The 24,832-nt window shown below is 54.8% G+C and carries 20 protein-coding genes; 8 read left to right on the plus strand and 12 right to left on the minus strand.

Annotated features, from left to right (window positions below; genetic code table 11):
* Nucleotides 1–55: 55 nt before the first annotated feature.
* Nucleotides 56–2,362: a beta-glucosidase BglX gene (bglX, locus tag B4923_RS15680; protein ID WP_109055311.1), complete on the minus strand. Its 2,307-nt coding sequence runs from the start codon at nt 2,360–2,362 to the stop codon at nt 56–58.
* Nucleotides 2,363–2,674: 312 nt separating this feature from the next.
* Nucleotides 2,675–2,908, minus strand: coding sequence for a cell division activator CedA (gene cedA / locus B4923_RS15685; RefSeq protein WP_109055312.1), 234 nt, complete (start codon nt 2,906–2,908; stop codon nt 2,675–2,677).
* Between the two features lie 204 nt (nt 2,909–3,112).
* Here cedA and katE point away from each other — a divergent pair, with 204 nt between their 5' ends.
* Nucleotides 3,113–5,371, plus strand: a complete 2,259-nt coding sequence (gene katE, locus B4923_RS15690; RefSeq protein WP_109055313.1) for a catalase HPII — start codon at nt 3,113–3,115, stop codon at nt 5,369–5,371.
* 204 nt (nt 5,372–5,575) lie between these two features.
* Here the strand turns inward: katE and B4923_RS15695 are convergent, their stop codons facing one another.
* Entirely contained in the window at nt 5,576–6,913 is a 1,338-nt protein-coding gene (locus tag B4923_RS15695) for an aspartate aminotransferase family protein (RefSeq protein ID WP_109055314.1), read from the minus strand.
* A 450-nt stretch (nt 6,914–7,363) separates the two neighbouring features.
* On the opposite strand from B4923_RS15695, the gene B4923_RS15700 reads away from it, so the two are divergent.
* The 5 genes from B4923_RS15700 (at nt 7,364) to B4923_RS15720 (ending at nt 12,703) form a co-directional block, all read left to right on the plus strand.
* Nucleotides 7,364–8,380: an ABC transporter substrate-binding protein gene (locus tag B4923_RS15700; RefSeq protein WP_109055315.1), complete on the plus strand. Its 1,017-nt coding sequence runs from the start codon at nt 7,364–7,366 to the stop codon at nt 8,378–8,380.
* A gap of 31 nt (nt 8,381–8,411) precedes the next feature.
* Nucleotides 8,412–9,422, plus strand: coding sequence for an ABC transporter ATP-binding protein (locus B4923_RS15705; RefSeq protein WP_109055316.1), 1,011 nt, complete (start codon nt 8,412–8,414; stop codon nt 9,420–9,422).
* Nucleotides 9,419–11,068 (plus strand): ABC transporter permease subunit, encoded by a 1,650-nt coding sequence (locus tag B4923_RS15710; RefSeq protein ID WP_109055317.1) that lies wholly within the window; start codon nt 9,419–9,421, stop codon nt 11,066–11,068. The genes B4923_RS15705 and B4923_RS15710 overlap by 4 nt, the downstream gene beginning before the upstream one ends.
* 37 nt (nt 11,069–11,105) lie before the next feature.
* Nucleotides 11,106–11,876: a DeoR/GlpR family DNA-binding transcription regulator gene (locus B4923_RS15715; RefSeq protein WP_109055318.1), complete on the plus strand. Its 771-nt coding sequence runs from the start codon at nt 11,106–11,108 to the stop codon at nt 11,874–11,876.
* Nucleotides 11,877–12,016: 140 nt separating this feature from the next.
* The gene (locus B4923_RS15720) at nt 12,017–12,703 is read left to right on the plus strand and encodes a glutathione S-transferase family protein (RefSeq protein WP_109055319.1); all 687 of its coding nucleotides are present in this window, start codon (nt 12,017–12,019) and stop codon (nt 12,701–12,703) included.
* Between the two features lie 78 nt (nt 12,704–12,781).
* Here the strand turns inward: B4923_RS15720 and pbpG are convergent, their stop codons facing one another.
* The 8 genes from pbpG to B4923_RS15760 form a co-directional block, all read right to left on the minus strand.
* Nucleotides 12,782–13,729, minus strand: a complete 948-nt coding sequence (gene pbpG / locus B4923_RS15725) for a D-alanyl-D-alanine endopeptidase (RefSeq protein ID WP_109055320.1) — start codon at nt 13,727–13,729, stop codon at nt 12,782–12,784.
* Nucleotides 13,730–13,926: 197 nt separating this feature from the next.
* Nucleotides 13,927–14,436, minus strand: coding sequence for a DUF6622 family protein (locus B4923_RS15730; protein ID WP_109055321.1), 510 nt, complete (start codon nt 14,434–14,436; stop codon nt 13,927–13,929).
* Nucleotides 14,437–14,581: 145 nt separating this feature from the next.
* Nucleotides 14,582–16,096, minus strand: a complete 1,515-nt coding sequence (locus B4923_RS15735) for an ABC transporter substrate-binding protein (protein ID WP_109055322.1) — start codon at nt 16,094–16,096, stop codon at nt 14,582–14,584.
* Nucleotides 16,077–17,111, minus strand: coding sequence for an ABC transporter ATP-binding protein (locus B4923_RS15740; RefSeq protein WP_109055323.1), 1,035 nt, complete (start codon nt 17,109–17,111; stop codon nt 16,077–16,079). Before B4923_RS15740 ends, B4923_RS15735 begins: the two co-directional genes overlap by 20 nt.
* Nucleotides 17,112–18,089: an ABC transporter ATP-binding protein gene (locus tag B4923_RS15745; RefSeq protein ID WP_109055324.1), complete on the minus strand. Its 978-nt coding sequence runs from the start codon at nt 18,087–18,089 to the stop codon at nt 17,112–17,114.
* On the minus strand, nt 18,086–18,931 hold the full coding sequence (locus B4923_RS15750; RefSeq protein ID WP_109055441.1) for an ABC transporter permease: 846 nt from the start codon (nt 18,929–18,931) through the stop codon (nt 18,086–18,088). The genes B4923_RS15745 and B4923_RS15750 overlap by 4 nt, the downstream gene beginning before the upstream one ends.
* A 65-nt stretch (nt 18,932–18,996) precedes the next feature.
* A complete protein-coding gene (locus B4923_RS15755; RefSeq protein ID WP_109055325.1) occupies nt 18,997–19,935 on the minus strand; it encodes an ABC transporter permease in 939 nt (312 codons plus the stop codon).
* 2 nt (nt 19,936–19,937) lie between these two features.
* On the minus strand, nt 19,938–20,837 hold the full coding sequence (locus B4923_RS15760; protein ID WP_109055326.1) for a proline iminopeptidase-family hydrolase: 900 nt from the start codon (nt 20,835–20,837) through the stop codon (nt 19,938–19,940).
* Nucleotides 20,838–21,085: 248 nt separating this feature from the next.
* Here B4923_RS15760 and B4923_RS15765 point away from each other — a divergent pair, with 248 nt between their 5' ends.
* Both B4923_RS15765 and B4923_RS15770 read left to right on the plus strand, forming a co-directional pair.
* A complete protein-coding gene (locus tag B4923_RS15765; protein ID WP_109055442.1) occupies nt 21,086–21,841 on the plus strand; it encodes a LuxR family transcriptional regulator in 756 nt (251 codons plus the stop codon).
* A gap of 91 nt (nt 21,842–21,932) precedes the next feature.
* On the plus strand, nt 21,933–22,850 hold the full coding sequence (locus tag B4923_RS15770; protein ID WP_109055327.1) for a proline iminopeptidase-family hydrolase: 918 nt from the start codon (nt 21,933–21,935) through the stop codon (nt 22,848–22,850).
* A gap of 283 nt (nt 22,851–23,133) precedes the next feature.
* On the opposite strand, the gene B4923_RS15775 is transcribed toward B4923_RS15770, so the two are convergent.
* Nucleotides 23,134–24,543: a flavocytochrome c gene (locus B4923_RS15775; RefSeq protein ID WP_109055328.1), complete on the minus strand. Its 1,410-nt coding sequence runs from the start codon at nt 24,541–24,543 to the stop codon at nt 23,134–23,136.
* Nucleotides 24,544–24,832 lie beyond the last annotated feature (289 nt).

Below are 24,832 nucleotides of genomic sequence, written 5' to 3' on the forward strand. Positions count from 1 at the left end.
GGCTGAACCGACATCATTATAACAACGATTGACGGCTGCGCTGGCAACGCATTGATTATAGCAGCGTGAAACGCTGGCTGTTCAGGCGCTGCGAATCCAGGCCGATCAATACATAAAATGCGCCAGGTTCAACCACCTGCTGCATGTCGGCATTGTAGAACTTCAGCGCCTCCTGCTCGATCGGGAAACTGATGGTGCGGGATTCACCCGGTTGCAGCATGACTTTCTGAAAACCGCGCAGCTCTTTCACCGGACGGCTGATCGATGCCACCACATCATGCAGGTACATCTGCACCACGGTTTCCCCGGCCCGATCGCCGGTATTTTTTACCGTGACGCTGGCCGTCAACGCGCCATTACGTTTCATGGTCTGACTCGACAACCGCACATCCGAAACGCTGAACGTGGTGTAGCTCAAACCATATCCAAAGGGATAGAGCGGCCCATTGGCTTCATCGTAATAGTGGGATGTGTATTTGCCAGGGTTTGCCGGCGAATAAGGACGACCTGATGGCAAGTGGTTGTAATAAATCGGAATCTGTCCAACAGAACGCGGGAAGGACATCGGCAGTTTACCGGAGGGGTTGTAGTCGCCGAACAGAACATCAGCGATCGCATTTCCCCCCTCCGTACCGCTGAACCAGGTTTCCAGCAGCGCATCCGCCTGTTGGTCTTCACGCACCAACGCCAGTGGACGGCCATTCATCAGTACCAGAACCAACGGCTTGCCCGTAGCTTTCAATGCCGCAATCAGGTCACGCTGGCTTTGTGACAGATCGATATTGGAACGGCTTGAGGCTTCGTGCGCCATACCTGCCGCTTCCCCCACCACCGCAACCACGACATCGGCTTGCTTCGCCGCCTGAACCGCCTCATCAATCATCGCCTGTGGAGGACGTTTATCGACCTGCACCGCCTCTTCATATTGATTCAGGAAATCGATAATCCCCTGATGGTTGCTGACGTTAGCGCCTTTGGCATACAGAATAGTGGCGTTGTTGCCGACGGTATTCCTGATCCCCTGATAGACGGTGATGGTTTGTTTAGTCACGCCGGCAGCGGACCAACTCCCCATGGTATCGCGCTTGCTGTCAGCCAGCGGCCCCACAACGGCAATGGTGCCCTGTTTCTTCAGCGGCAACGTTTGCAGCCGGTTTTTCAACAGAACCAGACTTTTACGCGCGATCTCACGAGCTTCCAGACGATGCAAGCGGCTTTCCGCATTGGTATCCGCCGGATCGGCGCCCGCAGGCCCCAAATGACGGTATGGATCGGCAAATAATCCCATATCGTACTTCACATTCAGTACCTGACGGCAGGCATCATCGATCTCCCGCTCGGTGACGGCCCCGCTTTTCACCAGTTCCGGCAGATAGCGGATGAAATATTCATCGCTCATGCTCATACCGACACCGGATTTCAGCGCCAGACGCGAAGCATCACGCGGGTCGCCCGCCACGCCGTGTTTAATCAACTCCTTGATCGCGCCGTGATCGGTAATGGTGATCCCTGTGAAATGCCACCGATCGCGCAAAATATCTTTCAGCAACCAGCTGTTTGACGTTGCCGGCGTACCGTTGATGGAGTTCAACGCCACCATCACCCCGCTGCTGCCGGCATCAATAGCGGCTTTATAGGGGGGCATATAATCCTGAAACATGCGTTGCGGGCTCATGTCCACCGTGTTGTAGTCGCGGCCGCCTTCCACCGCGCCATAAAGCGCATAGTGTTTTACGCTGGTCATCAGCGAATGACGGGCAGTAACGTCATCCCCCTGAAACGCTTTGACCACCACGCCCGCGATTTTGCTGGTGAGCCAGGTATCTTCGCCGAAACCTTCAGACACCCGGCCCCAACGAGGATCGCGGGTAATATCGACCATGGGCGCCCAGGTCATATTCAGACCGTCTTCCGTGGCTTCATAAGCCGCCACGCGCGCGCTTTTGGCAATCGCGTCCATATCCCAACTGGAGGCCAGTCCCAGTGCGATCGGGAAAATGGTTCGCTGACCATGCACCACATCATAAGCGAAAAACAGTGGAATTTTCAGGCGGCTGAGCTGCATCACCTGATCCTGCATCATGCGAATATCAGGACGCGTTACCGTATTAAAAATCGCGCCGACCTGACCGTTCCTGATCATCTCGCGAATTGCTTTTTTGGGATTATCCGCCCCGACGCTGATCAACCTGAGCTGGCCGATTTTTTCGTTCAGCGTCATTTTTTTCATTAAATCAGAAACAAAGGCATCACGCTGTTGATGTGACGGTGTCACCGATGCCGGTACAAATGGCGTGTCCTGTGCAAAAACCGGGTTACAGACAAGCCCAATTGCGATAGTCAGTGAAGTAAGCCAATTCATTCTTTATACAAACCCAAACGTTCCAGGCACCAGGAAGCGTCACTGAAGCACAAGACAGGTTGAAGATAAGTCAGCAACTGCGCCATAAAATCTGGCAAAGTGAAGGCCCGAACCCGACATTCACCTACAACGCCAACGCACTTAAATACACCGCGCGTAATCATAGTGTATTTATTTACGTTTCATTTAATAAAAACTGTAAGAATAATGCGATACGTTGCGCAGAATAAAAATTCTTCTTCGCCGTGCCCAACAAATTTCGAATGACGGAAAGACAGCAGGCGCGATGACCCGCAGGATGATGTGACTTCTTTATATTTCGTATTCCTGACGAATCTGTTCCGCCCATCGTTGCGCCGCCTCAGCTAGGGTAAAAGGCGGCGACTGAAGAAACTTGCCGTCCACCAGCACAAACGCCACGTATTTCCTCCGTACTATCCAGACATCACTAAATCCTTCAACGCGCTCGGGATGTAACGGCGGCGCGGGCTCAACGCGCGGTTGGTAAGTTAGTACAGGGCGATTTTGTTGACGCAATGGTTTCATAGGCAATGCAAAACGAACAAGTGAACAACCTCATCATGATAACGGATCAACAGGGTATACGTCGTGTTTTACGACACGCCTGCCGTTCCGCCTCATCGTGGGAGATAAATAGCCATCCGCCAGCAGGGACCGCGTATTGTTCTATAGTTAGAAGGGTCTTTAACATAATCATCTTGTTCAATATAAAAACAGGAGTCGAGTTCAATGTCGAAAAAAGATAAACCCGCGTTAAAACACGTGGCGCCGGTTCATGATGCTAACCAGGCAAAGCCCGGGTTAGGCTCTTTGGCTCCCAAAGATAGCTCTCATCGTCCGTCGGCCAAACCCACTCCCCCCGGCGCGGAACCAACCGCATCCGGCAGTGCGAAAAACCCGAAAACCACTAACGAAAAGCTGAAGTCGCTCGATCCGCTGCGCAAAAACGGTGACCAGTCACCGCTGACGACCAATCAGGGCGTACGCATCGCGGACGATCAGAACTCATTACGTGCGGGTTCGCGCGGGCCTACGCTGCTGGAAGATTTTATCCTCAGAGAGAAAATCACCCACTTTGACCATGAACGTATTCCCGAGCGTATCGTACACGCCCGCGGTTCGGCGGCGCATGGTTTTTTCCAGCCGTACAAAAGCCTTGCGGATATTACCAAAGCCTCATTCCTTGCCGATCCCGATAAAATCACGCCGGTATTTGTCCGGTTTTCTACCGTACAGGGCGGTGCGGGCTCGGCGGATACCGTACGTGATATTCGCGGCTGGGCAACCAAGTTCTACACCGATGAAGGAATATTTGACCTGGTCGGCAACAACGCCCCCATATTCTTTCTTCAGGACGCCCATAAATTCCCCGATTTCGTCCATGCGGTAAAACCCGAGCCGCACTGGGCCATCCCGCAGGGGCAAAGCGCTCACGACTCGTTTTGGGACTACGTTTCATTGCAACCGGAAACGTTGCATAACGTAATATGGGCGATGTCCGACCGTGGCATTCCCCGCAGCTACCGAACGATGGAAGGCTTTGGCATCCATACCTTTCGACTGATCAACGCCAAAGGAAAAGCCACTTTCGTTCGCTTCCACTGGAAACCGGTAGCCGGCAAAGCCTCACTGGTCTGGGATGAAGCGCAGAAGCTGACCGGGCGCGATCCGGATTTCCACCGCCGCGACCTGTGGGAAGCGATTGAGGCCGGCGACTACCCGGAATACGAGCTGGGATTCCAGCTTATTCCTGAAGAAGACGAGTTTAAATACGATTTCGATCTGCTCGATCCGACGAAACTCATCCCTGAAGAACTGGTGCCGGTACAACTGGTAGGCAAAATGACGCTCAATCGCAATCCGGATAACTTCTTCGCCGAAAACGAGCAGGCAGCATTCCACCCGGGGCATATCGTACCGGGGCTGGATTTTACCAACGACCCGCTGTTGCAGGGGCGTTTGTTCTCTTATACCGATACGCAAATCAGCCGTCTTGGCGGGCCGAATTTCCACGAAATTCCGATCAACCGGCCGGCTTGCCCGTACCACAACTTTCAGCGCGACGGCATGCACCGCATGGATATCGACAGCAATCCGGCAAACTACGAACCCAACTCCATTAACGACAACTGGCCGCGGGAAACCGAGCCGGCGCCGCAGCGCGGCGGTTTCGAAAGTTATCAGCAACGCATGGAAGGCCATAAGATCCGCGAGCGCAGCCCATCGTTTGGCGAGTATTATGCGCACCCCAGACTATTCTGGCTGAGCCAGACGCCGGTTGAGCAACAACATATCGTCGAGGCTTTCAGCTTTGAATTAGGTAAATTGGTGCGTTCGTACATCCGCGAACGCGTTGTCGATCATCTTGCCCATATTGATGGCTCACTGGCCCGGCAGGTGGCTGATAATCTTGGCATTGCGTTGACCGATGAGCAAAAGCGCATAGCCCCGCCCAAAAACGTCAACGGTCTGAAAAAGGCGCCAAGTCTGAGCCTGTACGATACGCCAAATGCTTCAGTAAAAGGCCGTACCGTGGCGATCCTGCTGAATGGAAACACCAGTTCCGCAGACGCACTGGCCATCGTTAAAGGGCTTCAGGCGCAGGGCGTTTATTGCAAGCTGCTCTATTCGCGAGCGGGCCAGGTGACCACCGATGACGGTTCGGTATTACGCATCGCCGATACCTTTGCGGGTTCGCCTTCGGTGAGCGTGGACGCGGTGATGGTTCCGGGCGGGGAAATAAACACCATTATCAACAGCGGGGATGCCATCTACTATCTGCTTGAAGCCTACAAGCATCTGAAAGTCATCGGTCTGGCAGGCGATGCGCGCCAATTTAAAGCCAAACTGGGTTTGGACAAAAAAAGTGAAGCAGGCATTATTGAAGCCGATACCGCCGCAGGAGACTTTATGAAGGATTTCCTCAAGGCGTTGAGCGAGCACCGCGTCTGGTCACGCAGTAAAAAAATCGCCGGCATTCCCGCGTAAACAGGCGATAACCCGGCGTATTCAGACCATTGACAACACGTTCATTCACCACATAGGAACCAACGCCGTCATTCCTGCTCAGGAAGGAATCTTCATGATATCAACGCGTTATCTGAAGCCCCCCCACCTTCGCGAGGATGACGGCAGTGTTCGGCAGTTTTGTCATCAACCTCGCGTATTTTCCCCATTCAAACAACGCCAGCTTTAACGCGCCGTGCTCAACGCCTTATCCAGCGCGCCAACCAGCCAGTCGATATCCTGCTCCTGGAAGGCCAACGGCGGACGCAGTTTCAGCACATTGCCGTGCGGCCCCGCCACCGAGGTCAGAACGTGGTCGGCACGCAGCTGTTCAATGACATCCAGCGCCAGCTGCTTGTCCGGCGTTTTTGCCTCACGATCGCTGACCAGTTCAAACCCGATGAACAACCCGGCCCCGCGGACATCACCGACACAATCGTGACGATCGGCCAGCTGTGCCAGCTCACGACGCAGTTTTTCACCGACGACGCGACTATGTTCCTGTAGATTTTCCTCGCGGATCACGCTCAGAACCGCCTGTGCGGCGGCAATGGATACAGGGTTGCCGCCAAACGTATTGAAGTAGGGAATCTCATCACTGAAGGCCGCCAGCACATCGGCTTTTGCCAGCAGTGCGGACACCGGAATGCCGTTGCCCATGGGTTTACCCAAAGTCACCACATCCGGGACGATATCGTGGCGGGCAAAGCCCCAGAAACTGTCACCCGTGCGCGCAAATCCGGGCTGCACTTCATCCGCGATGAAAATACCGCCGTTGGCATGCACCACGTCAATCGCCGGTTTCAGGTAGCCCGCCGGCCCCGGCAGTACCCCATCGGACGAGAAGATTGAATCCGCCAGAAAACCGGCAAACTTAATGCCGTACGCCGCCATATCATCAATTTGTTTCTGTATCTCATTGGCAAACCAGACGCCCAGATCGGCAGCATTGACGCGATAGCGATCCGGCGCGGGAACCAGACGCGTGGTAGCGGCCAGCGGTTGGCCGCTGCCCAATGCCGGCGAAGCGCCGGACGTCAGCTCACTGGTGCCATGGTAGGCTTCCCGACTAACAATGATCCCGGTGCCGCCGCTGTAGGCCCGGGCCACCCGGATCGCCAAATCGTTGGCTTCCGACCCCGTGCACATGTACATGGCTTTATTGATTTCATCAGGCACGGTGGTCAGCAAGTCTGCGGAATAATCCAGAATACGCTCGTGCAAATAGCGGGTGTGGGTATTCAGCAGGCTCATCTGCTGATGAACGGCTTCAATCACCGCAGGATGGCAGTGGCCGATGCTGGCGACGTTGTTGTACACATCCAGATATTTATTCCCGGCGGCATCCCACAGATATTGCCCTTTCCCCCGCACCAAATGCACGGGGTTGCGATAAAACAAACGATAGGATTCGCCAAGTACCTGGCTGCGCTTATCGGTCAGCTTACGAACGTCCTTATCCAGCGCATCGGCATGTTCCGCACGAAAGCTGTTGGTATCCATGATGGTTGAGCGTGTCGCCATGATGACTCCAGTTTAAATAGTAAATAACCGGGCTTTCCCCCTGCGATCAAATCGGTTAGGCCAGACGATAAAACAGCAAACCAGATTGATATGGCTATCACCATACAACAAAAGCAATAAAATACACAAACACAAAAAAACGCACTTTTTTAATGCACATAAAACACCAAAAAAGTGCAATAAATCGGCAATGAATTGTTCAAAAACCCCATTACCACTCATCCCCTGTAAATCACATTTCAACCAAAAACCATCAATTCATTGTTTTATATGAATTTAAAATAAATAACAGGCAGATAAAAATGAAATGGCATGATTAGTGCTAGAAATCCAACAATAAGCAAAAAAACGCACAAATAAGCGCGATGCGCAAAAAACACCAAAAAAACTCACGCACTGAAGGGTGCCGTCACCGTGTTAACACTTTCAGCAACCGTAAGGGGAACGCTCATGAAAAAATTCTCACTCCGCCGCACCAGCCTGATGGCCGCATTCTCGTTGGCCACGCTGGCAGGCGCCGCGCACGCAGGCACCATCACGGTGTATACCTCACTGGAAGAAGACGAAATCAAGGACTATGTGGCGCAGGCCAAAAAAGACATGCCGGATCTGACGATTAATGTACTGCGCTTGTCCACCGGCGATCTGGGGCCGCGTATTCTGGCTGAATCCCGAAATCCACAGAACGATGTGATCTGGGGATGGGCGCTGACCAACGTGATGGACCCGCGCATTTCCGCCCTGCTGGAGCCCTACACGGCCAAAGGCAGCGAGAAGCTGGGCGACACTTACCGTGCGCCGGACAATAAATGGTTCGCCGCCACCGGATATATGGCCGCCTTCTGCGTCAATACCGAAGCGCTTAAAGCCAAAAACCTGCCGGTTCCAGCCTCCTGGCAGGACCTGACCAATCCGGTTTATAAAGGCGAGATCGTCATGCCCAACCCGGTCTCTTCCGGTACTGGCTACCTGCAAATTGCCGCCCTATTACAGTCCAGGGGCGACGATAAAGGCTGGGAATTTCTAAAAACGCTGGATGGCAATATCGCCCAATACACCAAATCGGGCTCACGCCCCTGTAAGGCCGCACGTACCGGCGAGTATGCCATCGGCGTTTCGCTGGCTTTCGCCGCCATGCAGTCCATTGAAGAAGGCTATCCGGTCAAAATGGTTATCCCGAATGATGGCGCAGGCTATGAGCTGGAAGCATCGGGTTTGATGGCGGCGTCAAAAAACAAAGACGATGCCAAACGTTTCCTCGACTGGACGATGTCCAACAGCGCCGCGGCGCTTTACACCAAATATAAAGAGATCGTCACCATTTCGGGGGTTGAGCAGTCGAAAGCGGCTCAGCTAGCAGGGCTGCCCGCCGATCTGTCCTCCGTGTTGTATCCCGTCGATTTCGCCAAAAGCGCCGAAGAACGTGACGGGATTCTGGCAACCTGGCAGAAAACCATTGGCCGTTAATCGTCAAACAGGGTGATAAGAGGTAACTATCATGGCGCTGGTTATTCAGAATCTTTATAAAAGTTTTGACGGCTATGTTGCACTCGATCGGATTAATTTATCGATCGGGAATGCCGAGTTCGTCTGTCTGCTGGGCCCGAGCGGCTGTGGGAAAACCACGCTGCTGCGCATTATTGCCGGGCTGCTCAGCAGCGATGGCGGAAAAATCAGCCTTGATGGCCGCGATCTGGTGAACGTTCCCGCCCGTGACAGGGGTTTTGGGATTGTTTTCCAGTCCTATTCACTGTTTCCGCATATGACCATCGCACAAAACATCGGTTATGGGCTGAAAATCCGCCGCACGCCCGATGCCGAAATCCAGGATCGCGTGAACAGCCTGCTGGATACGGTCCGACTGAGCGGCTTTGGCGATCGGTATCCCACTCAATTGTCCGGCGGTCAACAGCAGCGCGTGGCGATTGCCCGCGCACTGGCCGTTAATCCTTCCCTGCTTCTGCTGGATGAGCCGCTCTCGGCGCTGGATGCGCGGGTACGAGCCGGCTTACGGCAGGAGCTGCGCGAGGTGCAACAGCGGCTGGGGATCCCAACGCTGATGGTGACGCACGATCAGGAAGAGGCCATGAGCATGGCGGACAAAATTGTCTGTATGCATGGCGGGCGTATTGTGCAGGAAGGCACGCCGCGAGAGCTGTATACCAGCCCACGAACCCGCTTTGTGGCGGAGTTCATGGGACATAGCAATCTGCTGTCCCGATCCACGGTACAGGAATGGATGCCGGAGCTGCTTCACACCGCACAGCATGACGGTCTGCCGGATAACGCCGAGCTGTTTATCCGCCCGGAACGCATCACGCTCCATAAAGCGCCCGACGCAGAAGGCCAGGTGATCAACACCAGCTTTCTGGGCAGCATTCAACGGGTACAGGTGCTGTGGAAAACGCAGCCGCTGTTAGTTGAAACCAGCAGCGCCGTCAGTTGGTTACCCGGTGACAGCGTTAATCTTTCCATCGCCGCGCAAGATTGTGCCTGGGTGCAAGCATGAGTCTATCCCTTCTCCCTCCTCAAACCGCCGGCGATCGCTGGTTATCACGCCTGTGCCTGTGGCTGCCGCTCGCCGCCCTGCTGGCTTTTTTCGGTATTCCGATGCTGAGCATCGTATGGCACAGCCTGATTGACGATCGAAGTGGCGCCTTCGGTCTGTCGAACTATCTGGCGCTGATGGATTCTCCCGGCATCTGGCGGGCAACGCTGAACAGCCTGCTACTGGGCGTGGTGACAACGCTGGTGACACTGGTTCTGGGCTTTATTGTCGCCTATGGGTTGGAATGCACGGCCATGCCCGCCAAACGTTTCATCGCTTTCGCCACATCGCTGCCGGTGCTGGCGCCGTCGTTGGTACTCGGGCTGGGATTGATCTTCCTGCTGGGGCGAAACGGGATTGTCGGCAACATGCTGGGCGTCCGGCTGGATATTTACGGCTTTTGGGGCCTGCTGATTGCCAACGTACTGTACGCCCTGCCGCAGGCGATCCTGATCGTTCGCGCGACGCTGCGCCACAGCGATGCCCGCCAATACGAAGCGGCTAATGTGCTGGGCGCCACCGACTGGCGACAGTTTATTGATATCACGCTGCCCGGCGTCCGCTATGGCATTCTGAGCGCGGCGTTTGTTGTATTCACCATCACCATCACCGACTTCGGCAACGCGATAGTGATCGGCGGTAACTTTTCGGTATTGGCGACTGAAATTTATAGCCAGGTCAGCGGACAGATGAAGTTTGGTATGGGCGCCGTGGTCGGTATTTTACTGCTGCTGCCCGCCGCCGCCGCTATCTGGATCGAACGAGCCGCCGCCCGCCGCCAGAAAATGATCGGCACGCACGCCGTCATTCCACATGTGGCTCAGCCGTTACGCACCCGCGATATCTCTTTCTATCTGGCGACCATGACCATTGCGCTGGCGATCGTCATCGTGATTGTCACCGTCGTGATTGCCAGCATGATCCGGCTGTGGCCGTACCGTCTGGATCTGACGCTCAGGCATTACGATATCGACCTCGCCGGAGGCTATGCGCCGCTGTGGACATCGATCTGGATCTCGGCGCTGGCCGCAATGATTGGCACCGTTCTGTTGTTCCTGCTGACGTTCGGCATCCGTCGTCAGCCGGGCAGGAGCGCCAACTTCGCCGCGCTGCTCAGCGCGCTGCCAGTGGGCGTTCCCGGCCTGGTATTAGGTTTGTCCTACGTTTTTACCTTCAACAGCGCCGATCTGCCCTGGGGAATGCTGTACGGCTCCGCCATTCTGGTGGCGTTGTGTAATTACTACCACTATCACACTCAGGGCTATACCACGATGATGATGGGAATGCGCAACGTACCGAATGCCATGGAAGATGCAACAACCGTGTTAGGCGGCGGCGTGGCGCGCATTCTGCGCGATGTCTACCTGCCCGCCATGCGCGTCACGTTAATCTCTGTCGCCATGTTCCTGTTTATGCGCTCAATGGTGACGCTATCCGCCGTAATTTTCCTGGTGACGCCGTCACTGCCACTGGGCGCCGTCACCGTTATGCGGCTGGATGAAGCGGGTTTCACGTCGCAGGCAGCGGCCTTTTCTACATGCATCATGGGGATTGTGGCTATAATGGCGTTGCTTCTTCATACCCTGACGGGGAAGCAGAATAAATAGCCGCCGTCTGCTCCGTTAATCCAGAGAATCGATATTCATGTTAGAAGAAACGCGCTTACATCGCATACGGGCCCTGTTGTCCACGTTGAACCGGGTCAGTACCGAGAAAATCATTCAGCACCTCGGGGTATCAAGAGAAACAGTACGGCGCGACATCCTGAAACTGGAAGCCATGGGCGCATTGCGCCGCGTTCATGGGGGTATTGTCGCCACCACGCTGGAGCCGGAACCCCCTTTATCCGTTCGTAATACGGTGCGTGAAAAAGAAAAACAGGCCATTTCCCGCGCGGCGGTGCAGCAGTTAAAAGCCGGGCAAACGCTGTTTATCGATGCGGGGAGCACCACATCGCTGCTGGCTGATGAATTGTTGTCGATGCCCGGCATGACGGTCATCACCAATAGTCTGAACGTGGCGCTCAAGCTGACCCCGGCGGAAACCACGCTGCGCCACGAGGTCATTCTGCTTGGCGGGCATATGGGACCATCCGTTCAGGCGACCAGCGGCGATTTAACCATCCGCGAACTTCAGCGTTACCGGGCCGATGTCGCCCTGCTGTCTCCCGTCGGCATTGCCAGCGCGTCGGGGGCCAGCAGCTTTGCCTACCATGAAGCGGCGATTGCCAGCACCATGGTGCAGTACGCCAAGACACGGATTATTCTGGCGGATAACAGCAAAATTGGCGTTACCAGCCGGGTGATTTACGCCACGCTGGCTGAAATCGATATCATCATCACGGATGCCGCATCGGCCGCCAAACCCGATCTGGCTCCGCTTCAGGCGCAATGCCAGCAAATCATTCTGGCTTGATCTTACGCCACCTACGCCCGGCGATCGGGCGTAGGTGGCGTCCTGCGATATTTTTTGATTTAAATTAATAATCAGCGATGTTTTCCGGCGTTTTTCATGCTAATGCTACGCTTCGGTTAACGTAAGGAATCTCAGACATCATGTATCAATTGTATATTGCCAATAAAAACTACTCGTCCTGGTCGCTACGCCCATGGGTACTGTTGAAAACACTTTCAATTCCTTTTGAGGAGAAGAAAGTCGCGTTTGCTCCCGGCGCGACCCAGGCGGCATTTAAGGTTTTTTCACCAACCGGCAAGGTTCCCTGCCTGATTGATGGCGATATCACCGTCTGGGATTCACTGGCGATTACTGAGTATGTCGCAGAAAAATATCCGCAGGTCTGGCCTGCTGAGGCAAAAGCACGCGCCTGGGCCCGCTGCGCCGCTGCGGAAATGCACGCTGGCTTCACCGCTCTGCGTAATCAGTGCGCCATGAGCTGTGGCGTGACGGTGAAGATGAACGCGATATCTCCTGCGCTCAACAATGAAATCCAGCGTATTAACACCCTGTGGCAGGAAGGCTTAACGCGATTTGGCGGCCCGTTTCTGGCTGGAGAGCAATTTTCGGCGGTGGATGCATTCTTTGCGCCTGTGGTGTTCCGTATCAGAACTTATCAGCTGCCGGTATCACCAGAAGTCAGCGCCTATTGTGAACATATGCTGTCACAACCCGCGATGCAACACTGGCTGGAAGCCGCGCTGGCAGAAACCTGGCGCGAACCCTCACATGAAGAAGATGTCGCCAGCGCGGGCGTGATTATTGAAGATTTGCGGGCGCAGGAGTAACGATAACGCGTTGTTACTCCCACTCAGGCGTAAAAGAAAGCGAGGCGATAACGGCATTAATCGCAAAGAGATATCTGCTTACTCCGACTCCACACTCGCCATACTTTGCGGCTGTCGTGACGCCAGCGCTTTCTGTTTTTTATAGCTCAGCGCCGCAGCGGGAACCGCGGTGATCTTTCCGCTTTCCAACCAGTTTCGCAGCCGGCTGGCATCAGCAAAATGGGTGTACTTGCCAAAGGCATCCAGCACCACCAGCGCAACCGGGCGCTGATTGATCATCGTCAGCATCACCAGGCAATGGCCCGCCTGATTGGTAAAACCGGTTTTGGTTAACTGAATATTCCAGTCCGGTTTATAAACCAGATGGTTGGTATTTCTGAACGGCAAACTATAGGCAGGACGCAGGAAGGTCGCCGTTTTCTCATGCGTGGTGCTGAGCTGGCTGAGCAACGGGTACTGCTTGCTGGCAATCAGCAGCTTGGTGAGATCGCGGGCGGTCGAAACATTATTAATCGACAGTCCGGTCGGCTCCACGTAACGAGTGTGCGTCATCCCCAATGATCGGGCTTTGGCATTCATGGCATTGATAAAAGCCTGATAACCGCCGGGATAATGATGAGCAAGGCTGGCGGCCGCACGGTTTTCCGAAGACATCAGCGCCAGCAGCAACATATCATGGCGACTGATTTCACTATTTAATCGCACGCGCGAATAGACGCCCTGCATCTCTTTGGTCTGACTGATATCAATGGAAATCACTTCATCCAATGGCTGGTTCGCATCCAGCACCACCATCGCCGTCATCAGTTTGGTCACTGAGGCGATCGGCACCACCACATCCGGATTCGTTGAATACAAGATGTGGTTATCACGTAAATCCACCACCATCGCACTACCAGAAGCAATCTCCTGCTGGACGGCAGGCGCTGGCCTGGCGGATTCCTTTGCGATAACCGCAGGAATAATCACAGCATTGGTTGACAGCAGCAACAGGCCAAACAAAGAAGCTCTAAACGTTTTACTCATTATTCAACAACTTAAACAGTAATCTGTTAAATGAAAAGAGATAGGCCGTCGCATTATAATTTACCGTCACTTGCCACGCACTCACACAGCAGAAAAAGGTTTGTGACAAAGTTTAACAAGCCGTTGAAGGTTTCCCTGCTCCATGCGATACGGCATCAAAATCAGCCAGGCGCGGACAGCAAGAACAACGAGCGATATCAAGAGTGAGAAATGTTCAATCCGCGCTTCTGGCTTAGCAAACGCAGACTGATACCCCAGAATATCCCGGCGGTTATCCCACCAGATGCACCCGATAGCGTGCTGAAAAGCACGTCGTGCGTCAACGCGGGGAAACGGGCCTGTTGCAGGGAAAAGTAAAAACGCGTACAGAAAGTCAACAACATCAGTACCAGCGGCCACGACGAACCATTGCGCTGGAAACACCGTTCATCCGGCAGATAGACGCCCGCATTTTTACCTCCCCACCAGCCGATCGCCACACCCAGTATTAACGTCAGCACAAAACCGACCGCCACGACGTCAGGTGACGTCGGCGCATTAAAAATGGAGGCGATGCCCCAGCACAGAAAAAGACCGGGGACGATCAGCATATGCGGCAGCGATTGCCGTCTTGTCTGGCGGGCTTTGAGCCCGGCATAAATCAGATAGGCCAAGACTCCCCACACCCAGTAGGGCGTGTGATTAACCAGCATCAGTATATTTTCCATTAATGACGGTTCCGGTTTTATGAATGCACCGTATCATACGCCTGTCAGAGGCGCTGTCACCGTCTGCGCGACGCGGGAGACATCTTCTGACGGACAGACCGCCGGTGCCGCCCCATCCATGGGGCTCGCCCTGACGGACCAGCGATTATTCCTTCACCGTATCTTCCAGTTGAAAACGTCCCAACGGGTTCTGATTGAAGCCTTTGATGTTTTTACGGCTGACGTTACGGTACGGGCTGTAGTACAGATCGATCCAGTTCACGTCGGCTTTTGCCATCTTCTGCAAATCAATGTACATCTGCTCACGTTTCTGCGGATCCATCTCAACGCGGGCCGCTGCCACCAGCGCTTTCACCTTATCATTCTGGTAGTGGGTCATGTAGTTGTTGTTGGCGTCATGCCCCAGCACAAACGTGGTTTTCTGGTCGGGGTCGAGAATATCGTTGGTCCAGTACATCACTGAAATATCGTATTCTCCCGCAACCAACATATCCCAGCTCTGGCTGGGATCGACTTTTTGCAGGTTCACCGTCACGCCAGCTTTCGCTAACTGCTGCTGCAACAGAATCGCGATTTGCTCGTCAACCTCATCGCCTGCGTTCACCACGTAATTTAATTTCAAGCCGCTGGCGCCGGCGTCCGACAGCATTTGCTTCGCTTTCTCAGGATCGTAAGGGCGGCGCAGGTTATCCGCATAGTGATACAGCGCTCCGGCTGGAATATAGGAATTCGCCACGCTGCCATAACCAAAGGTCACCGTTTTCACGATGGCGTCTTTATCAATGGCGAAATCCAGCGCCTGCCGAACTTCTGTTTTTGCCAGCGCGCCATGCTCGTGGTTGATCAGCAGGTGATCCTCACGGGTAGAACGATCCAGATCCACCGTCAGGTTCGGGTCTTTCTGCAACGACTCGATACGAGAGAACGGCACCGATAGCGCGGCATCCAACTCCCCGGCCTGCACTTTCAGCATGCGGGTATTATCATCCGGCAGCGTCAACCACTCTACGCCGTCCAGACTGACGCGATCCGCCTGCCAGAAATACGGATTCTTCACCAATACCACTTTCTCGCCGCGCGTCCACTCTTTCACGCTGAATGCACCGGAACCCATCGGTTTTTCTGCAAACGCTTCCTCGCCTTCGGCTTTCAGCGCCTTCTCCGAAATCACCGACGCATTCGGTAAAGCAAGCTGCGACAGGAACGGCGCCGACGGCGATTTAAGCGTAATCACCAGCGTATGAGGATCGGGTGCTTCCGCTTTATCAATAATGCTGTAAGAATCACGCCACAGCGACTCGCTGTTATCGCGGATACGCAACAGGCTGAACGCCGCATCGCTGGCGGTCACCGGCGTGCCGTCGGAGAACCTGGCGTCACGGATCTTCAGAGTGTATACCTTGCCATCCTGAGAAATGCTCCAGCTTTCCGCCAATCCCGGCTCCAGTTTGGTGCCGCTGTTGTCTACCCGTACCAGTGGGTCAAATACGTTGGAAAACACCCAGTTATCGGCGTTCTGCGCCGATTTGATCGGATCAAAGGTGGTGCTGTCTTCACGACGACCGATCGTCAGTATTCCGGCAGCCTGAGCCATTTCGCTGACGGCGCAGAGCGACAGCAGCAGACCGGCAGCGGCGACGTTAAAGTGCTTTTGCTTCATTTCGTTTTCCCTCAGTCAACGGATACACCCAATCACCTCCGCTGCGCTCAAGTACGCAGGCAAAGGCATGGTCGGCAACATGCCGGATTTCTGGCGTCGCACCCTGACGGCACGACGGTGTGGCATAAACACAGCGGGGATGAAACGCACAGCCGGCGGGCAACGACACCGGGCTGGGCGGTTCCCCCTGCAAAGGGTTGGCGGGCAGCGGCCGATCGGGGTCGATTTCCGGGATCGCCGCTACCAGCGCGGCGGTATAAGGGTGACGAGGCGTGGTAAAAACCGCCTCAGTCGGACCTTCTTCAACGATACGGCCCAGATACATGACGGCCACGCGGTCGCACAGACGACGGACGATCGCCAGATCGTGGGCAATAAACAGGATGGCCAATCCCATCTTTTCCCGCAGATCCATCAGCAAATTGATAATCTGCCCCTGAATCGACACATCCAGCGCGGCGACGCATTCATCAGCCACAATCAAACGCGGTTCCAGCGCCAGTGCGCGCGCGATCCCCGCACGCTGACACTGCCCGCCGCTCAGCCCTTGCGGACGCCGGCTGGCCTGTTCGGGACGCAGACCGACCAGCTTCAGCAATTCACCGACCCGTTCGGGGATGGCGGATGGCGGCGCTTTTCGGTGAACGCGCAACACTTCGGCAATACTTTCACCAATGGTTTGCCGTGGATTCAGCGACGCAAAGGGATCCTGAAAAATCATCGCCGTTTGCTGACGCAAGCGGGCAATGTCACTTTTCAGTCCGCCGGTAATCAGATGTCCATCAAAACGCACCCGCCCCGCGCTGGAAGACTCCAGATGCAGAATGGCCCGCCCCAGCGTACTTTTTCCGCTGCCCGATTCGCCGACCAGCCCCAGCGTTTCCCCGGCGTGAATCTGCAACGAGACATGATTAACCGCCTGCAACTGACGTTTGCGCCAACCCAGCCCCTCGGAGACCGGAAACGTGACGCAAAGATCGTCAATATCAAGCAACGGATAAGATTGACCCGCCATTCACGCCTCCTGAGCTATCAAAGAAGACAGCGGATGATGGCAGGCCGCGCCATGCTCATTCGGCAGCATCTGCATCATCGGCTGAACGGCCCGGCAATCGTCCCCCGCGTACTGACAGCGGGGATGAAAACGGCAGCCGGCGGGAAAACGCTCGGCCAGCGGCGGCTGTCCCGGAATGGTGATCAGCCGCCCGCGACCGCCCTCACTCACTGGCTGACACTGAATCAAACCCCGGGTATAGGGATGAACGGCGTTTGCCAGCACCTGACGCTTTTCGCCAATCTCACACAGCCGGCCGCCATACATCACCGCAATCCGGTCGCAGGTTTGCGCCACCACGCCCAAATCATGGGTGATCAGGATGATGGCAATGCCCAGCCGATCGCGCAGTTCACTGAGCAGACGCAAAATCTGCATCTGTACGGTCACATCGAGCGCAGTGGTCGGCTCATCGGCAATCAGGACGGCAGGTTCGCAGGCCAGCGCGACGGCAATCATCGCCCGCTGCCGCATGCCGCCGGAAAACTCATGCGGGTAGTTGTCCACCCGCCGCGCCGGATCGGGAATACCAACCTGACGCAACCATTCGATCGCCTGTTGATGCGCTTCCCGTCGGCTGGCGGCAAAATGCAGACGGCGGCTCTCGGCAATCTGCTGTCCGATGGTCATTACCGGGTTGAGGTGACTGGTGGGATTCTGAAAAATCATCCCGATTTCCCGCCCGCGAATGCCGCTCATCTGCCGTTCACTCAAGGCCAGCAGATTGTTTCCGCGCAGCAGGATGCCGCCGCTGCTGATGCGTAGTCCTTCACCGGGCAATAAACGCATCAGCGCCCGGCAGGTGATGGTTTTGCCCGACCCGCTTTCGCCAACCAGACCAAGGATTTCCCCTTCGTTCAACGAGAGGGAAACCCGATCAACCAGCGCAACGCCCTGCCGGTTTTCGAGCGTAAGTTGCGATACCGTTAATAGCGTCATGGACGTTCTCCCAGCTTATCGCCCAGCCCATCCGCCAGCAGGCTAAATCCCATCGCCAGCAATACAATCGCCAGACCCGGGAAAGTGGTAATCCACCAGGCAGTGGTAATAAAACTCTGACCTTCCGCCACCATCACGCCCCATTCGGCAACCGGCGGTTGGACGCCCAGACCGAGGTAACTCACGGCGGCGCCATTGAGCAGCACCAGAACACAGTCGGACATGGCAAAAACCACCGAGCCGGTCAGGGCATTAGGCAACAGGTGAACAAACAGAATGCGAAAGTGGTTGTAACCGAGACTGCGCGCCGCCAGCATAAAATCGCGGTGTTTCAGCGACAGCACCTGTGAACGCACCAGACGGGCATAGGACACCCAGCCAACCATTGCCATGGCAATATAGAAACTGCTCAATCCGGGCCCAAGAATGGCGATGATCGCCAGCATCAGTACCAGAAAAGGGAATGCCAGCACGATATCAATACCGCGCATAAGCAACGTATCGACGATCCCGCCGACGTAGCCAGAGAACGCGCCCAATACCGTGCCGATGATGAAGGGAAAAATCACGCCCATTACGCAGATTTGCAGGTCGATTCGGGCGCCCCAGATCACCCGGGACAGAATGTCGCGACCAAAGTTATCCGTGCCAAACAGATGAGTGCCTCCGGGCGGCAACAGGCTGGCCTGCGAGTTTTGGGCGATAGGATCGAAGGGCGCTATCCACGGCGCAAAGAGCGCCAGCAGCAGCCAGATTGCCAAAATCAATAACCCGATTTTCAGCGTATGCTGGCGCGGTAACCAGCGGCGGAAAAATCGATGGGCCGGATTGGTCGGGATCATGTCATGGGCACGTTGTTCGGACACGACGCGCTCGGCGGGGCTCGCGATGCCGGGTTTTATCACATTCATAGTTTCACCCTTGGATCCAATGCCACCGTCAGCAGGTCGGCCAGTAAATTCACCGCCACCGTCGCCAGCGCGAACACCATCACCACGCCCTGCACCACCATATAATCACGGCTGAAGATGGCCTTAACCAACAGTTGCCCCATGCCCGGAATAGCAAAAACGCTCTCGATGACGACCGTACTCCCAATCAGCCAACCGATGTTGACCGCCAGCAGATTCACCGTCGGCACCAGCGAGTTGGGCATAACGTGTCGCCAGAAAATGCGCCGTTCGCTCTGCCCGCGCGCTTTGGCCGCCGTGACATAGTCATTTTGCAGTTCCATTAACAGGCTGGCGCGCAGGTTGCGGGTCAACACGGCGGACAATGCCAGCGCGACCGTCAGACAGGGCAACACCAGATGGTGTAACCGATCCGACCAGTCGCTGCCGTAGCCCGACACCGGAAACCAGCCGAGCGTGACGCTAAAGAGCAGGATCATCATGATGCCCAGCCAAAAGGCGGGAAAACCAAGCCCGGCCGTCGAAAACAGACGAATAAACTGATCGGCCCACCGGCCACGATGACGGGCTGCCGTTGCCGCCAGCGGAAACGTAAACAGCAAGGCAAGCAGTACGCTGCCTGCGACCAGATACAACGTGGGCTCAATGCGGGACAGAATCAGTTTCAGGGTATCCACGCGATAAACGATGGATCTCCCCATCTCGCCATGCAGCAAATTGCGGAGAAAGTAGAGATATTGCAGCCAGACCGGTTCATCCAATCCGTACTGGGCACGAATACGCGCGATCGCTTCCGGCGTACTGCGCACCCCCAGCAGAATGCGCACCGGATCGCCGGGAATGGCGCGCACCATGACAAAGGTAATCAGGCTGATGCCTAACAGCACCGGCACCAGCTGTAGCGGGCGCCAAATCAAAAAGCGGTAACGGTGCATGGTTACCCCCTGCCGGCATCGCGCTGGCGGGCAAGAAAATCCAGCAGGACCGGATAATAAGCCTGTGGTTCTTCGTAAAACGGCATATGGCTGCTATTGGGGAACACATGCAACTCCGCCTGCGGCAAGCCTTGTTTCATCTTCAGCGCACAGGCGGGCGTCAGTTCATCATGCTGTCCGGTGGTAATCAGGCAGGGAATACTGATACAGGCCAGATCGACGCTGCGATCCCAGTCGCGTAAATTACCGGTATAGAGAAATTCGTTCGGCCCCTGCATGGTGACATAAGGTCCGGCGTTGCAGTCGGACAGCGAACGCGTCACCGGAGCAGGCCAGTCATCCAGCCGACAAACATGACGGTAGTTCAGCAACGTGATCGCTGCCTGATAGGCCGGATGATCCAGTGTCCCCATCGCTTCGTGCCGTTGCATCATCGCCACCGTTTCCGGACCGAGCGCCGCCCTCAACCGGTTCAATTCCTGAATAAGATGCGGCATATCCGCAACCGTATTTTCCAGAATCAGACTGCGCAGCGCACTTTGATGGTGCAAAGCCACTTCAATCGCCAGCCACCCGCCCCAGGAATGACCAAGCAGATGCACTTTGCCCAGATTCAGCGTTTTCCTTATGGTTTCCACTTCACGCACATAGCGCTCGATCGTCCACAGCCGTTCGTCGGTCGGACGATCGGATTTCCCGGTTCCCAGTTGATCAAACGCAATCACCCGATAGCCGTGCGCCGCCAGACAGGAGTGAGCTTCACGCAGATAATCACAGGGTAATCCCGGCCCACCGTTCAGACACAGCACCACGTCATCGCCGGCGCCAAACTCATACGCCACGACGTTATAGCCATCAACTTCAATGACGTGTTGCCTGTCGGCATTGATTTCGCTCCACATATTTCCTCCAGCTCATCATGCCCGATAGATTTCAGAATGCCGTTTTCCAACGATCCGAAAAGGGGCATAGCGGTAATGGGTAATGCCATTCCTTGCTTCCTACGCTAACCGCCGCCGCAACAAAGGGGTAGTTAGTAAAAATGCTAGGTTTGTGTCCGTCAGCTAATGGCATTTTATTTGCATGCTTACTCTCAGGATTTGCAGGATCCATGCCCGAATGGAAGGGCCGCGAGCTTGTAGAGGCGAAAATGAAACTCGTAGTGAAAGAAAATGACACTCGGCCACAGAAAGCCACGCTGGACGCGGCATTCGAACACTTGTTTGCCCAAACGTCACAGCTCGGTTTCGATGCGCTGATTTATGACTACACCCCTGTACCGCGTTCCGTCGAGGGGGATTTGATTACCCCGTCGGTGCTGCGAATGAGTAATGTGCCGGAAGATATGCGCCAATTATGGTGCGAGAGCGGCTACTATCAGGTTGATCCGGTGCAGATTTACGCGCTGGAAAGCTGTGCGCCGTTTGTCTGGTCCTATCAGCGGCCAGATGACACGTCATTACGCAATGTGATCAGCGATCGGCACCATCCCGTCACGCATTACATGCGCGACAACAACATGCCCTGCGGCGCGACAGTGCCGCTGCATTTGCCGCATGGCGGATTCGTTACGGTAACGGGGATACACACCGGCGCAGAACACGAACAGGATATCAGTCAGGTATTAGCCGAACTCGGCCTGTTGGCGCACACCTTTCAGGAACAGATCTACCCGCTGTTTGATGACAGCGTGCTGACCTGTCAGCATGTGCATCTGAGCAAACGTGAACGGGAATGTCTGGCCTGGGCGGCTGAAGGGCTGACGGCCAAAGAGATCGCCCGTAAGCTGCACCGCTCCATTGCCACCGTCACGCTGCACCTTAATTCGGCGGCCCGTAAACTGGGGGCCAGCAACCGCGTTCAGGCCGTGGTGCGTGCCCTGCACTACCGGTTGCTGGATAGCTGACAATGGGAAGAGAAACCTATCTTTTTTACTAGCTGTGTCCGGTCATTCACACGTTTACCCTGAAAGCACCAATAGCGACAGGGTAAACCGTATGTACACCATTACAGAAGGCTATGCGCCTTATCTTGAGTACCAAACCTGGTATCGCATCTGCGGCGATTTGCACCATGGGCTGACGCCGCTGGTGGTGGCGCACGGCGGCCCCGGATGCACACATGATTATGTCGATGCCTTCCGGGATATTGCGCAAAGCGGCCGGGCGGTAATCCATTACGACCAGTTGGGTAACGGTCGTTCAACCCACCTGCCCGACAAGCTCGCTGACTTCTGGCGACCGGCCCTGTTTCTCGCCGAGCTGGACAACCTGTTACGCCATCTAGGTATCGCCGATAATTATGCGCTGCTCGGCCAGTCCTGGGGGGGAATGCTGGGTGCGGAACATGCCGTGACGCAACCTGCCGGGCTCAAGGCGCTGATTATCGCCAATTCCCCCGCGTCCATGGCGCTGTGGCTGTCAGCCGCCGCCAGACTGCGCAGCGAATTGCCACAAGAAGTACAGGATTGTCTGCTGGAACATGAAACCGCCGGGACATTGGACAGCGACGCCTATCGCGCGGCCTCACAGGTATTTTATCAGCGTCACGTTTGTCGCCTCGATCCCTGGCCGGAGGAAGTCAAACGCACCTTTGACGCCATGGACGCCGATCCCACCGTTTATCATGCGATGAATGGTCCGACAGAATTTCATGTTATCGGCAGTATGAAGGACTGGAGCATTATTGACCGGCTGTGCGCCATTGCCGTTCCCACGTTGTTGATTTCCGGGCGCTACGATGAAGCGGCGCCGGAAGTGGTCGCGCCGTTTGCAGAACATATCCGTGACGTTGAATGGATCATTTTTGAACAGTCCAGTCACATGCCGCATGTGGAGGAACGCGCCGCCTGCATGGCTGCCGTCAATGATTTTCTGACGCGTAAATTGTCGGACGCGGGCGGCGGCGAGGCATGAAAATAACGCTCTCCCCGCGCACGAAATCACGCTGAATTTACCCGGACGATATATCGGTAAACCGGTGCACGGATCAGATTGGGTAATCACCATTGGCCTGGGGTTTTGATTCACTTGCTATCGCATCACGATAGTGAAAACGCGATAGCAGCCGACCGTCGATGGTGATAAACCCAGGGAAAATGGCCGCCATACCGTTCAGCATGCCGGCCGTTATTGTTTCCGGTAAAAAAAATCACGTAAGCCAACGCCGCCCAACCCATGTCAGTGCGAGAACAGGCCGTCATTTTCCCGCTTTAATTTCTTTTACCGCTTCATCAGCGCCAATACGGCCGTAAGTTACAATATCCGCCAGTGAATTTCCCCCCAGACGGTTAGCGCCATGTACCCCGCCGGCCACTTCACCCGCAGCGAATAGGTTAGGGATTACGTTACCGTTCACATCCAGCACCTGTGCTTTCGTGTTAATGGCAATACCGCCCATGGTGTGGTGGATACCCGGCGTGACTTCAATGGCATAGTATTTACCGCTGTCCAGCGCAAACTTCATGCTGTCACGACCAAATTCAGCATCTTTTTTATCGTTGAAATAACCACTGTACGCTTTGATAGTCTGCGCCAGCTGTTTGCTATCAACGTTAATTGCCTTGGCCAGCTCCTCAGGCGTAGCGCCTTCAGCCACGAGCTTCTGTTTAAAATAGGTTTCGATCGTATGATTCTGTTTTAACAGCTCATCATTAAAAATCACATAGGCATGTTTACCCGGCTGTTTCAGAACATTTTGGGAAACCACATCGCGGGTTAACAGTTCATTGGTAAAGCGTTTACCCTGTTCATTAACCAGAATGGCTCCGTCGCCGCGTACCCCTTCAGAAATTAAAATCCCTTTACCGGGTACGGTTGTGGGATGGATCTGGATATATTCCATATCAACCAATTTGGCATTCAGGCCCTGCGCCATTTTAATCCCTTCACCGAGCGCCCCCGGTGCATTCGTGGTTTTAAAACCGACCAGTTTAGGATCATATTCTTTAATCATGTCGAAATTAGCGCCGAATCCTCCCGCCGTAATCATTACTTTCCTGGCGTCGATGGTGAATTCTTTCCCGTCTTTATCTTTCGCCTTAACCCCTGATACTTCACCTTTGTCATTTTTCAGGATCTCCGTGGCTGAAGTGTGGGTCCGAAGATCGATGTTTAACGCTTTCACCTTTTTGATCAGCGCGGTAGCAATAAAACTACCGGCCGGTTGTCCGCCCATCGGGCGATGGATACGGTCAACACTTGCACCACCCGCTCTGGTCACATCAGACAGTTCCGCCCCATTCTCTTTCAGGAACAGGATCGAGTCTTTGGCATGCTCAGACAGAACTTTTACCAGCTCTGGGTTATTCTTTTGCTGACCGCCCTTCATGGTGTCCTGATAAAAAAGCTCCGGGCTGTCCTCGATGCCTTTCGCTTTCTGATACTCGGTGCCTGCGGCATTTAATCCTCCCTCGGCTCGTGCGGTATTCCCCCCGGCAAACGGCATTTTCTCCAGTAATATCACTTTTGCGCCCTGATTATGCGCCTCAATGGCCGCTGACATCCCGGCACCACCCGCACCGATAATAACAATATCGGTGGTTTCGCTCTGCGCGGCGACGGAAAAAGCCAGCGCTAATGCACTTAATAATAGGATTTTTCTTTTCATGATAGATGAACCTGCATTTTGTTATTTTCAAGATGGAGTTCAATGATTGAGATGGTTTGTTGCATCATCTCCTGCTGCCAGAAATGAATGGCAGTTTCCCTTTTGCATTAGAAAATTAACAGGATGACAACATAAATAAGACATTGATGACATATTATTTCCCCGCGACGAAAAAATCAGGATAAATTCTTAATCGGCCTGACTTGCCACAGAGGAATAGCATCAAATTTAAAAACTGCCAGACGGTTCCGTACGAATTACCCGCGCGGGAATTAAGCCGTCATTGAAG

The organism is Brenneria roseae subsp. americana (assembly GCF_003115815.1).
GTDB lineage: Bacteria > Pseudomonadota > Gammaproteobacteria > Enterobacterales > Enterobacteriaceae > Brenneria > Brenneria roseae.